We start from the raw sequence: 14,046 nt of genomic DNA on the forward strand, positions 1-14,046 counted from the left end.
CCGGTTGTTCCGCACGCTCGCAGCGCACACCGGGCGACGACGGGAGACGACACATGACTGACGCCACAGGGAGCACCGCACCGCCGGCGATCGTCCAGGGCGGGATGGGCGTCGGCGTCTCCGGGTGGCGGCTGGCGCAGGCCGTCGCGCGCTGCGGGCAGCTGGGGGTCGTCTCGGGCGTCGCCCTGGACGCCCTGCTGGCCCGGCGTCTGCAGACCGGGGATGACGGCGGGCACGTCCGGCGCGCCCTCGCGCGGTTCCCGGTGCCCGCGGTGGCCGAGGCGGTGCTGCGCCGGTACTTCGTTCCCGGTGGGCTCGCCGACGACCGGCCGATGCGGCCGGTGCCGAAGCTCGGCCTGCGAGTCCGGCTCCCGGCGCAGCAGCTGGCCGTCGTCGGCGCCTTCGTCGAGGTCTTCCTGGCCAAGGACGGGCACGACGGTGCGGTCGGGATGAACCTGCTCGAAAAGATCCAGACAGCGACACCCGCGGCCGTGTACGGGGCGATGCTCGCCGGCGTCGACTACATCCTGATGGGCGCCGGCCTGCCCACGGAGATCCCCGGCCTGCTGACCACCCTGGCCGGCCACCGGCCCGCCCGGCTGTCCGTCACCGTGCACGGCGCTCTGCCGGACGAGGACCACCACGTGACCTTCGACCCGCGCGAGGTCCTGGGTGAGCTGCCCGAGCCGCTGCGCCGGCCCCGGCTGCTGGCCATCGTCTCCTCCGCCACCCTGGCCGTCTACCTCGCCCGGGACGCGGCCACGCGCCCGGACGGCTTCGTCCTGGAGACACCGGTCGCCGGCGGGCACAGCGCCCGGCCGCGGGGGCGGCTCACCCTCGGCGACGACGGCGAGCCGGTGTACGGACCGCGGGACCACATCGACGTGCCGAAGGTCGCCGCGCTGGGACTGCCGTTCTGGCTGGCCGGCGCCCAGAGCAGCCCGGAACGGCTGGCCGCGGCCCGGGCCGCCGGCGCGACGGGGATCCAGGTCGGCACGGCGTTCGCGCTGTGCCGCGAGTCCGGCCTCGACGACGGCCTGAAGGAGCGGCTGATGCGCGAGGCGGCTGCCGGAACGCTGACCGTACGCAACGACGTCCGGGCGTCGCCGACCGGGTTCCCGTTCAAACTGGCCGCCCTCACCGGCACCGCCGCCGACGACCGCGTCTACGCCGAGCGTCCCCGGCTGTGCGACCTCGGCTACCTGCGCACCCCGTACCGTCGCCCCAACGGCGCGGTCGGCTACCGCTGCCCCGCGGAACCGGTCGACGAGTACGTCCGCAAGGGCGGAACGGTCTCCGACACCGTCGGCAGCCGCTGCCTGTGCAACGGCCTGACCGCCACCGTCGGGCTCGGGCAGCGCCGCGCCGACGGCTACGTCGAACCGCCCCTGGTCACCCTCGGGCAGGACCTCGCCTTTCTCCCCCACCTGACCCGTCACGGCACCGACTACACCGCCGCCGACGTCGTCCGGTATCTGCTCGCGACGAGGGAAGGATCATGAACACCATGCCTGCACCGCCGACGTACGCGATCCTGACGGATTGCGTACGCCTGGCGACCGCCGCACCGTCCCTGCACAACAGCCAGCCCTGGCGGTTCCGGTTCCGGGAGCCGGCGGTCGACGTGTACGCCGATTCGCACCGCCGTCTGCACGTGCTGGACCCGGCCGGCCGCGAGCAGCTGATCAGCGTGGGCGCCGCCGTGTTCAACCTGCGCCTGGCGCTGCGACAGGCCGGTTTCTGGTCCGACGTGACCCTGTTCCCGGAGCCGGGCGAACCCGGCCTCGTGGCCCGGGTGACACCGACGAACCCGGCCCGTGCCACGTCCGCCGTGGAGGCGCTCGCATCCGCCATCCCGCACCGGCACACCAACCGGCGGCCGTTCGCCCAGGCCGCCGTTCCCGCCGCCGTCGTCGAGGAGCTGCGCGCCGCGGCGTACAAGGAAGGCGCCGTGCTGGCCGCGACCGCCCCGCCCGGCCGGGACGCGATCCTGCGCATGGCCCGCTCCGCGGACGGCTGGCTGCAGTCCCAGCCCGGTTACGAGGACGAGCTCGCCCGCTGGACCCGCGACAGGGTCAAGCGCCACGACGGAATCCCGACGTCGGCCGCCGGGCCGTGGGACGCGCTCGAGGCGGTGCCGACCCGCGACTTCTCCGGCCTGTGGCCGGGCCTGCGACGCTCCGAGAAGTTCGAGCCGCACCCGACGATCCTCGTGCTCGCCACCGCGGGCGACCAGCGCAGCGACTGGTTGCGCGCCGGGCAGGCGCTGCAACGGGTGCTGCTGACCGCGACCTGGAAGGGCCTGGCCACCGCACCGATCAGCCAGCCGGTGGAGGTGCCGGCCGTGCGGCGCCGGCTCATCGATCCGCGGGCGGCCCTGTGGGCGCAGATGGTGCTGCGCATCGGGTACGGCACACCGGCCGGCCGCACACCACGGCGCCCGCTCGAGGACGTGCTGTCCGCGTGACCGCAAGACGCGGAGCCCGCAACCCGCCCGGTGCCTACCCGGTGAGCCGGTAGCCGACGCCGGTCTCCAGGAGGCGGTCGTGATCGGCGGCGGTGACGGCCCGGCCGGTGAACCGCTCGACCGCCACCAGCCCCTTCTCCGTGCGGTCGCCGAACACGGCGAAATCCAGGCCGGCGAGGGCCACGGCGACCTCCGGCGAGACCTCTTCGCCTCCCCAGGGCTCGAACGAGGCGAGCAGCCGGCCGCGTTCGGCGAAGGACAACCGGGTGACCGCGTTGACATTCCAGAACATGCTGGCGGCCCGGCCGTGAGCCGACGCGGCCCGCAGCACGGCCTCGTCCGTACCCCGGAAGCCGTTGTCCTCGACCAGGAGCACCGCGTCGCCGAGGTCGAACGCGGCGGCCCACGGCAGGAGCACGGGTCCCCGGATCGCTTCCTCGCGAAGCTCGTCGATCGGCTCGGGGCGGTGGACGTCGGCGCCGAAGGCTTGCAGCGCCTGCTGCAGCGTCGAGCCGGTGACCACCGTGACCGTGGCCGCCATCGACAGGTCGGTGTGGTGCACCCATCGGTACGCACGCTCCGGCCGCTCGGCCCGCACCGGCTCCGGCTCGCCGCGCAGCCGGTGACCGAGCCGGTCGGTGCGCTGGTGCACGATCTCCGGACCGGCCGGTGCCGCCCACACCTCGAACCGGTAGCGCTCGAACCCGGCGTCGGACTCGTCACGGCCGCGGGCGTACACCCGGACCCGATAGTCACCGGCCCACGGCGGGGTCTGCCGGCGCAGCCCGTCACCACCCGGCCCGTCCGCTCCGACCACGGAGGCGAGGCCCTCGGCGGCGTGCCAGCTGACCTCGACGATCTCCTCCCACCCCGCCGGCTCGGCCTCGGCCGGCGGCTCGCCCAGCACGTCGAGGTCGACGTGCACCAGACCCTGTCCGGCACCGGTGCGAACCACGACGGCGCCGTCGGCCACCGCGACCAGCCCGTTGCCGGTGAAGTCCGCATCGGCGGGCAATCCGTGCTCGGAGAGGCCGAACCGGTGCCCCGCCACGCTGACGGAACCGGACATGTGCCGCGGCAGCAGGTACCCGGCACGGATCTTGTCCAGCTGCGCAACCGCGTACGCCGCCGGCATCGGCGTGCGCCGCAGCAGCAGCGCGGCCGCGCCGACTCCCAGACCCACGGCCGCGGCAGCCCGCTCCACCACCGGCCACGGATCCGCTTGGTGCACCAGGACTCCGGCAACCGCCACGCCCAGGGCAAGGTGGGCGGCACCGTGCGCAGCCGCGATCCCGGCCTCATCGGTCACCCCGGCGGGGACAGCCAGCGCCCCGGTCACCGCCGGATGCCCGGCGAGGCGGTCGACCAGGGCGGCCGTACGCCCTGCCAGTCCGGGGTGCATCTGTTCCAGCAGGCGGGCTGCCGAGGTGGCTTCGCTGTCGGCACCGCCGGTGGCGATCCACGCGTACCCGCCTTGCTGCGGTCGCGGCACCCCGGTCAGCAGCTCCGGAACGCCGCCCCAGTCCCGTCCCGCAACGGCGATTTCCAGCGCGCCGAGCAGGCGTTCCACCGGCAGAGCACCCATCGTCCGCAGCTCACCCAGACCGGCCGGCTCCCCCTCGACCGCCGGGTGCGGCCAGTGCCCGCCCGGCGTCGGCGCGCCCGGATCGCGCGGAGCGGCCAGGCGCCCCAGCAGACAGGCGGGCGCGGCAGGAATCCGCTCGCAGAGCACCGGCATCGCCGCCGCGACGACAGCGGCCAGCTCATCCATCGGCAGATCGGCGACCCCGGTCATTCGTCGGCCCTCCCCGCTGAGCGCGCCCGGTCGGCAAGCACCATATCGGACATCGGGCGGGCATGACGGGGTGCTGAATCCTTACCGTCTTCTGACGCTTGCCGCGCGAGCAGTCCGGCGCCGGGCGGGCCGCCGTACCGATGCCCGACGGCCGAGCCGAGCCGTCGACGTCTCGATCTCGAGGAGACCAGCGTGCGCATCCCCGGACCACGACAAGCGCTGTTGCGATCACGTCACGCCAGGATCGGCGTCGCGGCCGCCGTCCTGGCCGGGACGGGCGCCCTCACCGTCACGTTCGTCTCCGCGGGCGGCAAGGGCACCGCCGACGCGGCCACCGAGCTGCAGCAATACGTTGCCATCGAAACCGTACGGCCGAACGTCACGGTCCCCCGGGTCCGCGCGAACGGCTCCCGTGGCCGTTTCATCGTCGACTGCGGCACGAACGCCGAGGGCAAGTTCAGCCCCGACAACCCGGTGGCACAACCCGGGATCAGGAACGGCGCCGAACACGTGCACGACTTCGTGGGAAACCTCGCCATCACCGCGACCACGTCGGACGCCGACCTCGAGGCCTCCGGCACCACCTGCGAGAACGGCGACAAGTCGTCGTACTTCTGGCCGGTGGTCCGCATCGACCGATCGGTACGGTCCGGTGCGGACGTACGCCGGGCCCTGACCACGACCACGCCCACCGTGACGTGCCCGAGTGTGCGTGACCGGCTCCCCGCCGTGCCGGTCGGCGCGCGCAACGCCGTCCTCGCACGGCTGCGCGGCCTCGACGACGCAACGGCCCGGGCCAACGACCGCATGGCGCACAGCCGCGGACGCATCGACGCCCGCGCCAACGACAGGCTGCTGACATCGCTGCGGACCGAACGCGCCCGCCTCATCAAGGGCATCAGCGACAGCATCGCGGCCGGCGGGGGCCGCAGCTCCGGGCTCGTCTCGCTCGTCGAGTGCGACGTGAGCTACGACGGCATGCACGCCGCCATGCGGCACACCGCCGCCGAGGTCGAGGCCCGCGCCGTCGCCTCACCCCAGGTCCGGTGCCCGGCCGTACGCGACCGGCTCCCGGGCGTACCCGCCGCCGCTGTCGCCGAGGTGGACAGGAACCTCACCGAGCTGGACCGGCAGATCGCCGAGGCCGACGAACGCCTGGTGACCACCCGCGGTCAGGGCGGCCCGGACTTCGTCGCCAACGCCGTCGTCGGACCGCTCAACGCCCGGCGCGCCGCCGTCCTCGACCGCATCGCCACCGCCATCGGCCGGCACGCCGACCGGCCGCGGGGACTCGGCGCCCTTGCCACCTGCACCGTCGATCAGCAGAGCAGCGCGCCCGTCACCCCGGAACCCTCCGCCGGCGCCTCCGCCCCGCTGCCCGGCCCGCAGGGACCCGATCTCGAGCTGCCCAACAACACCGGCGGGATCGTGCGGCCGTCCTCCGTGCTGATCGAGTACCGCGGCAACGCCACCGCCAAGGTCGTACCCATGCCGAAGTTCCTGCGCGCGCTCACCGGCGACGCGAAGCCCACCAGCCGCGGCCCGGCCAACGCCCGCGCCGCCTGGACCTGTTCCGGGTTCGCCGACCGGCTCTCCGACCGGTACCCGATCTGCCCGGCCGGCCGGGCCGTGCAGCGCGTCCACGACTTCCCGGGCTGCTGGGACGGCAGGAACACCGACAGCACGAACCACCGCAGCCATCTCGCGTTCGCGGACGGGACGACCGGCGCGTGCCCCGCGGGCTTCGTGGCCATCCCCCAGCTGCGGATCACCATCTCGTACGCCATCGCCCGCGACGACCAGATCAGGGGCCGGTACGCGCTCGACTCCTTCCCGGAGGAGGACCACAACCCCTTCTCCGACCACGACGACTTCGTCAACGTCAACTCGGCCCGCACGATGCAGCACATCGCCACCTGCATCAACAAAGCCCGCACCTGCGCGGCACGGTGAACGCCCGGTCCCGTGCCGTCCGGCCGTCCGAGGTCGCGGCGGCACGAGACCGGCCCGATCGCGCGGAGCTCCGCGTCTACCGCTCGGCGGTGTCCGTACCGAGGTCGTAGTCCAACCACACGCGGTCGCGCAGGGGGATGCCGTCGATGACGATCCGCTGCGGGTATCCGGTCCCGGGCGTGAACGCGTCCCGGTCGATCGCCCGCATGCGAAAGCCCTGCCGCTGATAGAAGCGCAGGTTGCCGACGTCGGCGGCCGCCGTGGCGACCCGGAGCGTGGCGCCCGCCCCGGACGCCGCCAGCTCGATGGCCGCCCGCACCAGGCTCCGGCCCACTCCGCGACCTTGGTGGGTCTCCCGTACGGCCATGTTCTTGATCTCGAAGTCTGCGGGTCGGCTGTCGACCAGCTGCAGGTGACCGATCACCTCGCCGCCCGACAGCGCCACCAGGACCCGGCCGTCTGCGAGGTAGGAGTCGAGCTGGACCGCCGAGTCCTCGGCCAGCTCGAACAACGGCCGCAGGGTGTCACGAGAACCGGCATACAGCTCAACCCGAACATCGCTGACGGGTTGCTCCACTGCCCCCGGGCTGCCCGGCAGAGGCGTCGCGTCCACAGTCGAACCGTACGCTCCGCGCCCGGCCACCCCGCCTGGTCGGACACATCGATCCGTTCCGGCAGAGGAAGATCATTGACGTTCTTGGCTAATGGCGTTAGCTTATAGCTAACGAAGATAGCTTAACCCCGGAGGACGCCATGACCGAGTACCTGGACATCGCCGGCAACACCATCGCCTACGACGTGACGGGGGAAGGTCCCCTGGTGGTCCTGGCCCACGGCATCGGCGACAGCCGGCACTCCTACCGCTTCCTCGCCCCGGCCCTCGCCGGCGCCGGCTACCGGGTCGCCAACGTCGACATCCGCGGCTGCGGCGACTCCAGTCTCGGCTGGGACGGTTACAGCCGTACCGATATCGCGGGTGACCTCGTCGCCGTCGTGCGCCACCTCGGCGGACCGGCCGTGATCATCGGCCAGTCGATCAGCGGCGGAGCCGCGACCATCGCGGCCGCCACCGCGCCCGGCCTGATCCGCGGTGTCATCGAGCTGGCGCCGTTCACCCGGGCACAGTCGGTCGACCTCGGCGGGCTGCTGCGGGTCAAGCGTTTCCGGAGCGGATACCTGCAGCTGGGGCAGGTCATGGTCCGGGGCAGCCTGGCGAGCTGGACGAAGTATCTCGACATCGCGATGCCGGCCAAGCCCGCCGACTGGAACGCCGAACTCGCGCGCATCGAGGCCAAGCTCAGCGAACCCGGCCGGATGAAGGTGCTGCAGGCCATGTGCAGGACCAGCCCGGGCGACGCCGGGGCGGCCCTGCCCGAGGTCGCCTGCCCCGTGCTGGTCGTCGAGGGCAGCCTCGATCCCGACTGGGCCGACCCGCGGGCCGAGGGCGAGAAGATCATCGCCGATCTGCCCCGGGGCCTCGGTGAGCTCGCGGTCATCGAGGGCGCCGGCCACTACCCGCACGCCCAGACGCCCGACCGGGTCCTCGCGCTCACCCTGCCCTTCCTCACCCGGACGCTGGCCGATGCCTAGGGCCCGTCGCGGGCCGTCGTGATCGGCAGGACAGGCCCCAGGGCCGGGCTCACGGCGACCGCCGTCACCGAGGCGGCCGCCGCCCTGGTCGACGAGATCGGCTTCGAGCAGCTCAGCATGGGCCTGCTCGCCGAGCGGCTCGGGATCAGGACCCCGTCGCTCTACAAGCACGTGGCCGGCCAGGCCGACCTCGCCCACCGGATCGCCGTGCTGTCCCTGCAGGAGTTCGCCGACGCGATCCGGGACGCGATCCAGGGCCGGACCGGCGGCGACGCCCTCGCGGCCGGAGCGCAGGCCATGCGCAGATGGGTACTGAACCACCCCGGCCGGTACGCGGCGGGCAACGCCGCCGGCGCGACCGGGCCCGACGACCCGCTGATCCCCGCCGTCGAGCGGGTGCTGGCCTCCTGGGCGGCCATGGTGCGCGGGTACCAGCTGAGCCCGGGCCAGGAGCTCCACGCCTTGCGGATGCTGCGCAGCGTGCTGCACGGGTTCGCGACAGTGGAGGCGGCCGGCGGATTCCAGGTCGACGCGGATGTCGACGAGAGCTTCACCGGGATGATCGCCTCCATCGACCAGCGCCTGCGGGCCATCGCGGTCACCCGGTGACAACTTGGGCTCGAGCCGCGCGTCGCAGGCGCAGGCGTCCGCCATGGTCACCTGCCCGCCACAGCCGGCGCCTCCCGTATCCTGCTCGGGCCATGAGCGACGACGCCCTGATCACCAGCCTCACCGCCGCCATCGACGCGCGCCCCGACGACCTGACGCTGCGCCTGCATGTCGCCGGGGTGCTCGTCGACCTGGGCCGGGCCACCGACGCGGTGCCGCACGTCGGGCTCGTCCTCGCGCGAGATCCGGGCAACCAGGCCGCACAGGAGCTCATGCGGCGTGCGCTGACCGCGCCCGCGCCGGGCGCCGCGACACCCGCCGCGGCCGCCGGGCCGCCGGGGCACGAGCCGGTCGTCCCGCCCGCGGCCACGGGTGCCGGGCCCGCACAGGACGACCCGCTGGTGGCGTACGAGCAGGAGTTGTCCGATGTCGTGCCGCCCCGCTATGTCACCGGGGAGCAACCGGCCGCTGTCCCGCCCGTCGGCAATCCCGCGGGCGACCTGCCGGAACCGGTCCGCGGGGATGGCGACCGGCGGTTCGACGTCGAGTCGTCGAGGGTCCGGCTGGCCGACGTCGGCGGCATGGACGCCGTCAAGGAGCGCCTCGAGCTGTCCTTCCTGGGCCCGCTGCGCGACCCGGAACTGCGCAGGTTGTACGGCAAGAGCCTGCGCGGCGGCCTGATGCTGTACGGCCCGCCCGGCTGCGGCAAGACGTTCCTGGCCCGGGCCGTGGCCGGCGAGATGGGCGCCCGGTTCATGTCGCTGTCGATCGTCGACGTCCTGGACATGTGGATCGGCAACTCCGAGCGCAACCTGCACGAGCTGTTCCAGACGGCGCGGCGCAACGCCCCGTGCGTGCTCTTCCTGGACGAGGTCGACGCTCTCGGCCAGAAACGGTCCCAGACCCACTCCAGCGCGATGCGTACGGTGGGCAACCAGCTGCTCGCCGAGCTGGACGGCATCGACGCCGACAACGAGGGGGTGTTCGTGCTCGCCGCCACGAACACGCCCTGGCAGGTCGACCCGGCGTTGCGCCGTCCCGGCCGGCTCGACCGGATGGTGCTGGTGCTGCCGCCGGACGCGGCGGCCCGGGACGCGATCATCCGGCTCAACCTGCGCGACCGCCCGATCGCCGGCGTCGACCTGCCCAGGATCGTCGCGGCGACCGAGGACTTCTCCGGCGCCGACCTGACCCACCTGTGCGAGACGGCGGCCGAGTACGCGATGGCCGACTCGATGCGCAGCGGCAGGGTCCGGATGATCGGGCAGCCCGACTTCGACCGGGCCCTGGGTGAGGTCCGGCCGTCCACCGGCCCGTGGTTCGCCACGGCCCGCAACGTCGCGATGTTCAGCAACGAGGGCGGCGCGTACGACGACCTGGTCGCGTACCTCAAGGATCGGAAGCTGCTGCGGTGACCGCGCCGACGGAGGAGATGGCGGCCCGGGTCCGGCACCTGCTGGCGGTGGGACGCCCGGACGACGCCACGCCGCTGGTCGAGCGGCACCTCGCCGAGCACCCGGACGACGTGGTCGCCCTCGTCCTGCTCAGCGTGTGCCGGCACGCCGCCGGGCACCACGACGAGGCCGTCTCGGTGGCCGCCCACGCCGCCGCGCTGGCGCCGGAGTTCCCCCTGGCCCACCGGCAGCTCGCCGCCCTGCTGCTGGAGACCGGGCGCGCCCGTGAGGGCCTCGCCGCGGCGCACACCGCGCGCGAGCTCGACCCCGAGGACCACCGCAACGAGCTGGTGACGGTGTACGCGCTGCTCGCGGCCGGCGGCACCGGCAACATCGCGGCCGCCGACCGGGCCGCGGCACGGGCGCGGCAGCTCGCGCCGGAGGACCCGATGGCGTACGTCGCCGAGGGTGACGTGCAGCGCCGCATGGCCCGGTTCGGTGCGGCCCGGACGGCGTACGAGCGGGCCCTGGCGCTGGCCCCCGACGACCCGGTCGCGTTGTCCTCACTGGCGGAGCTGGACGCCGGCCGGGGGTACGCGCTGAGCGCTTCACCGTTGCTGGCCGCATCCCTCGCCGCCGCGCCGACCGACGAGTCCGTCGTGCGTACGGCCACCCGCAGCGCCCGGGCCGCGCTCTGGCTGATCACCGACATCGCCAGCCTGATCCTGATCGCCACGTCGCTGGCCGCGATGGCGGTACGGACACAGGTGCACGGCCCGGCCGGCGTCGGGGCGGCCCTGGTGACGGCCGGATGCGGCATCGCCGGCGCGGCGGCGTACGTACGGTGGCGGCTGCGGGCGCTGTCCGGCCCGACCCGGGTGCTGATCCGCCAGAACCTGCGCCGGCCGACGTTCGCGGCGGCCGCGCTCCGGGCGGCGGTGACGGCGGTGGCCGCGGTGCTGTTCGCGGCCGACCCCGACCCCGGCGGGGCGGGAGGCGTCAAGGTGTTCGCCATGCCGGCGACCTCGCTGCCGTTCTTCCTCCTGCTGCTGCGGGCCCGCAACTGGTTCGCCCGGGAGCTGTCCTGGAAGGTGCGCCAGGGCTGGTTCAGTGTGGCCGCGCGCCGCCGGGAAGCCGCGCCGCACGACTGACGCCGTTCTGCTCGGCGGTGTCGTCGCGGAGGCTGTCCAGCTCGGCGAGGTACATCGCCTGCATGCGGCCGAAGTGCCGGACCAGGAACGTGAGCTCCTCGACGCTGTAGCCCTCGATGAGCCGCTGCGCCCGTTCGGCGAACCGTTCGTACGGTCGCTCCAGGTCGGCGATCCGCTCCGGCCGCAGCGTGACGATCACGCGGCGGCGGTCGGCCGGGTCGCGTTCGGCGGTGACGTAGCCGGCCTGCTGGAGCCGGCGGAGCATGCTGGTCACGGCACCGGTGGTGAGGTTGGTCCGCTCGGCGACCTGGCCCGCGGTGGCGGATCCGGCGTCCGCCAGGAAGTCCAGCGCCTCCAGGTCGCTCACGGTGAGGCCCAGCCGGTCCGCGATCGCGTACCGCAAGACCATGGACAGCCGCGAGGTCTCGCGGCCGGCACGCATGAGGTCGGCGGTCGCGGACGCGCGGGCCGGCTCGGGGGTCATGCCCGCAATCATGCCTCGGGTACGGTGACCCGGTGCAGCCGCGGTAGCACGCGGGTCAGCACCCAGTGCGGTGCGGCCGCTCCCCCGGTGAGGCGGCGCATCAGCCCCGCGGCGGTGTCGACGGCGCGGAAGGCGTACGGCACCATCTCGTCCTGGTAGGCGGCGATCGCCTCCTCCACGGGCGTCCCGTTCGCCCGGGCCTCGACGAGCCGGTGACCGAGCAGGGCGGCGTCGCGCAGCGCGGTGTTGCCGCCGTGGGCGCCGAACGGCGGCATCACGTGGACGGCGTCGCCCATCATCGTCGCCCGGGGCACCGCCCACCGGTGTGGGCGCCGGCCGGAGGCGAAATACGTGAGCACGGTGGCGTCCGGCTCGGCCGTGTCGACCAGCCGCCGGATGAGCGGGTGGAAGTCCGCGCTCCTGCGGGCGGCCAGCTCCCGCAGTGCCAGCAGGTCGCCGCGCACGCCGGTGGGCACCTCCTCCCGCCGGAGCAGCAGCCCCCACATGACGTAGTCGTCGCCGGTCGGCGCGAAGCTGCCCGGGGCCAGGCGCGCGAACGCCTCCCGGGGACTCTCGCCGAACCGCATGGAGGTGAAGAAGAAGGCGCGGCCCGGACGGTCGGCGATGGCCAGAACCCCGCTGGTACGCAACGCCTCCGGGATCACGCTCTCGCCGTCGCGCCGCAGCGGCGACCTGCCGTAGACGCCCGCCATCGGGGTGTCCGCCGGGTCCGCGTCCGGCATGAGCTGCGCACGCAGCGCCGAGCCGGCACCGTCCGCGGCCACCACGACGCTCGCGGGGACGGACTCGCCCTCGGTGAACCGCAACCGCAGGCCGGCCGGGCCGCCGCTGTCCACCGCGACGGCGGACCTGCCGTAGTGGATGCGTCCGTCCAGGCCGGACATCAGGATCGACCGCAGGGTCAGCCGGTCGACCTGGCGGGTCGCGTGCGGCTCGTCCTTGAAGGTGACGGTGAAGGCGTCCCGCAGGCGGCTGTCGGTGAAGCGCATGTGCCCGCCGGGCTCGTCTCCGGTGGTCAGCGCCAGGCGGTACAGCGGCCGGGGCAGGCTTTCGCGCAGCGCTTCGAGCCCGTACCGGTCGAGGATGATCCGGTAGCCCTGCCGCCGGACGAAGGGGCCGGGGTCCCGCTCGTAGACGTGCACGTCCACGCCGGCCCGCATCAGGTACTGGGCGAGACAGAGGCCGGAGAGGCCCGCGCCGGCGATCGCCACCGAGAAGTCCGTCGATGTACCCATCCGATTATCTTAATGACTAAGATGATTCTGGCAAGGCCCTCCCGTCATCTCGGGCTGCCAGCTGCTCCTCGATGGCTCTGGTGTCGAGGAGATACCACATCCGGTCGAAGCGGCCCTCCCGGAAGTGATAGAACGCGTACTCGGTGAAGGTGACGTGCCGGCCGGTGGGCTGCAGGCCCAGCCACTGCTTCACCGGGGTGCCCGTGACGGTCAGCCGGGCCGCCACCCGCTCGCCCTCGATGATCAGGTCGTCGAGGCGCCACGTGTAGTTCTGCACCGAGCCCACGGCCTGCCGCATCGCGGCGACATAGGCGTCACGGGAGACGGTGTCGCCGTTGAAGACGATGGTGTCGTGCGCGAACTCGGCCATGCGGTGGAACTCGCGGGCGTTGGCGGCCTCGAGATAGGCGGCGTACACCGTGCGGAGGTCGGCGGAGCTCATCGGCATCCCCCTCCTCAGCCCTGCTGGATCGCGCGCTGGTGGCTCTCGTCGGCGGCGGCCCAGGTCGCGAGCAACTCCAGACCGTCGCCGGAGGGGGTGCCCGGCACGGCGGTGTACGTGACGATCGTCAGCGGGGTGTCGTCGCCGGGCAGTTCGAGCGCCTCGTGGGCGAGCTCGAGCAGGCCGATGGCGGGGTGGCGGAAGCGTTTGACCCCGTGGCGGTGCACGTGGACGTCCTGGGCCGCCCACCACCCGCGGAACGGCTCGCTGTGCATGGACAGCTCCCCGATGAGGCTCATCAGCTGCTGGTCGTACGGGTTGGCGGCGGCCGCCAGGCGCAGCGCACCGACCGATTCGCGGGCGATCTTCTGCCAGTCCGGATAGAAGGCCTGGGCGTGCGGGTCGAGGAACGCGAAGCGCACGGAGTTCACCGGCCGGGCGGCGGAGTGGAACAGCGGCGCGTAGAGCGCCCGGCCCAGCGGGTTGGCGGCGAGGATGTCGAATCGGTGCGTACGCAGGACGGCGGGCACCCCGGCCATGGAGTCCAGAACCTGGCGGATCGCGGGCCTGATCTCCGGGGCGCCCGTGCGGGCACGGCCCGGTCCGGCGCCGGCCGCGCGGGCGAGGTGGCGCAGGTGGGCGGTCTCCGTGTCGTCGAGCTGCAGGGCCCGGGCGAGCGCGTCCAGGACGCCGTCGGAGGCGCCGGCGAGGCTGCCGCGTTCCAGGCGGGTGTAGTACTCGACGCTGACCCCCGCGAGCGCGGCAACCTCCCCCCGGCGCAGCCCGGCGACGCGGCGGCTGCCGTGGGCGGCGATGCCCGCCTGCTCCGGGCTGATCTTGGCCCGGCGGGAGCTCAGGAACGCGCGTACCTCGCTGCGGTTGTCCATGTCCCCCAGGTTAGGCAG

Annotated in this window: 13 protein-coding genes; 7 read left to right on the plus strand and 6 right to left on the minus strand. The window is 73.7% G+C overall.

The genetic code is table 11. From position 1 onward, the window contains the following. Nucleotides 1-53: 53 nt before the first annotated feature. Nucleotides 54-1,502, plus strand: a complete 1,449-nt coding sequence (locus COUCH_RS27055; RefSeq protein WP_249608025.1) for a nitronate monooxygenase — start codon at nucleotides 54-56, stop codon at nucleotides 1,500-1,502. Continuing rightward, nucleotides 1,499-2,467 carry an Acg family FMN-binding oxidoreductase gene (locus COUCH_RS27060; protein WP_249608026.1) on the plus strand — a complete coding sequence of 323 codons (969 nt, stop codon included), beginning with the start codon at nucleotides 1,499-1,501 and terminating at the stop codon, nucleotides 2,465-2,467. The genes COUCH_RS27055 and COUCH_RS27060 overlap by 4 nt, the downstream gene beginning before the upstream one ends. A gap of 34 nt (nucleotides 2,468-2,501) precedes the next feature. Here the strand turns inward: COUCH_RS27060 and COUCH_RS27065 are convergent, their stop codons facing one another. Beyond that, the gene (locus COUCH_RS27065) at nucleotides 2,502-4,262 is read right to left on the minus strand and encodes a DUF6461 domain-containing protein (RefSeq protein ID WP_249608027.1); all 1,761 of its coding nucleotides are present in this window, start codon (nucleotides 4,260-4,262) and stop codon (nucleotides 2,502-2,504) included. A gap of 222 nt (nucleotides 4,263-4,484) precedes the next feature. Between COUCH_RS27065 and COUCH_RS27070 the strand changes: the two genes are divergently transcribed. Continuing rightward, nucleotides 4,485-6,215: a DUF1996 domain-containing protein gene (locus COUCH_RS27070; protein ID WP_249608028.1), complete on the plus strand. Its 1,731-nt coding sequence runs from the start codon at nucleotides 4,485-4,487 to the stop codon at nucleotides 6,213-6,215. A gap of 76 nt (nucleotides 6,216-6,291) precedes the next feature. Here the strand turns inward: COUCH_RS27070 and COUCH_RS27075 are convergent, their stop codons facing one another. Next, nucleotides 6,292-6,828, minus strand: a complete 537-nt coding sequence (locus COUCH_RS27075; protein WP_249608029.1) for a GNAT family N-acetyltransferase — start codon at nucleotides 6,826-6,828, stop codon at nucleotides 6,292-6,294. A 140-nt stretch (nucleotides 6,829-6,968) separates the two neighbouring features. Here COUCH_RS27075 and COUCH_RS27080 point away from each other — a divergent pair, with 140 nt between their 5' ends. The 4 genes from COUCH_RS27080 to COUCH_RS27095 all read left to right on the plus strand — a co-directional run bounded on the left by COUCH_RS27080 (nucleotide 6,969) and on the right by COUCH_RS27095 (nucleotide 10,959). Then, nucleotides 6,969-7,805, plus strand: coding sequence for an alpha/beta fold hydrolase (locus COUCH_RS27080; RefSeq protein WP_249608030.1), 837 nt, complete (start codon nucleotides 6,969-6,971; stop codon nucleotides 7,803-7,805). A gap of 18 nt (nucleotides 7,806-7,823) precedes the next feature. Beyond that, a complete protein-coding gene (locus tag COUCH_RS27085) occupies nucleotides 7,824-8,414 on the plus strand; it encodes a TetR/AcrR family transcriptional regulator (RefSeq protein WP_249608031.1) in 591 nt (196 codons plus the stop codon). Nucleotides 8,415-8,506: 92 nt separating this feature from the next. Continuing rightward, nucleotides 8,507-9,829, plus strand: coding sequence for an ATP-binding protein (locus COUCH_RS27090; RefSeq protein WP_249608032.1), 1,323 nt, complete (start codon nucleotides 8,507-8,509; stop codon nucleotides 9,827-9,829). Next, nucleotides 9,826-10,959, plus strand: a complete 1,134-nt coding sequence (locus tag COUCH_RS27095) for a hypothetical protein (RefSeq protein WP_249608033.1) — start codon at nucleotides 9,826-9,828, stop codon at nucleotides 10,957-10,959. Before COUCH_RS27090 ends, COUCH_RS27095 begins: the two co-directional genes overlap by 4 nt. Here COUCH_RS27095 and COUCH_RS27100 read toward each other — a convergent pair. From COUCH_RS27100 to COUCH_RS27115, 4 genes are read right to left on the minus strand one after another with little or no spacing between them, the layout of a single operon-like run. Further along, the gene (locus COUCH_RS27100; protein ID WP_249608034.1) at nucleotides 10,916-11,443 is read right to left on the minus strand and encodes a MarR family transcriptional regulator; all 528 of its coding nucleotides are present in this window, start codon (nucleotides 11,441-11,443) and stop codon (nucleotides 10,916-10,918) included. The genes COUCH_RS27095 and COUCH_RS27100 overlap by 44 nt on opposite strands. An 8-nt stretch (nucleotides 11,444-11,451) precedes the next feature. Then, entirely contained in the window at nucleotides 11,452-12,699 is a 1,248-nt protein-coding gene (locus COUCH_RS27105) for an FAD-dependent oxidoreductase (protein WP_249608035.1), read from the minus strand. A 16-nt stretch (nucleotides 12,700-12,715) separates the two neighbouring features. Next, nucleotides 12,716-13,141 (minus strand): ester cyclase, encoded by a 426-nt coding sequence (locus tag COUCH_RS27110; RefSeq protein WP_249608036.1) that lies wholly within the window; start codon nucleotides 13,139-13,141, stop codon nucleotides 12,716-12,718. A gap of 14 nt (nucleotides 13,142-13,155) precedes the next feature. Beyond that, nucleotides 13,156-14,028 carry a helix-turn-helix transcriptional regulator gene (locus COUCH_RS27115; protein ID WP_249608037.1) on the minus strand — a complete coding sequence of 291 codons (873 nt, stop codon included), beginning with the start codon at nucleotides 14,026-14,028 and terminating at the stop codon, nucleotides 13,156-13,158. Nucleotides 14,029-14,046 lie beyond the last annotated feature (18 nt).

Source organism: Couchioplanes caeruleus, assembly GCF_023499255.1.
In the GTDB taxonomy this organism is placed as follows: Bacteria; Actinomycetota; Actinomycetes; order Mycobacteriales; family Micromonosporaceae; genus Actinoplanes; species Actinoplanes caeruleus_A.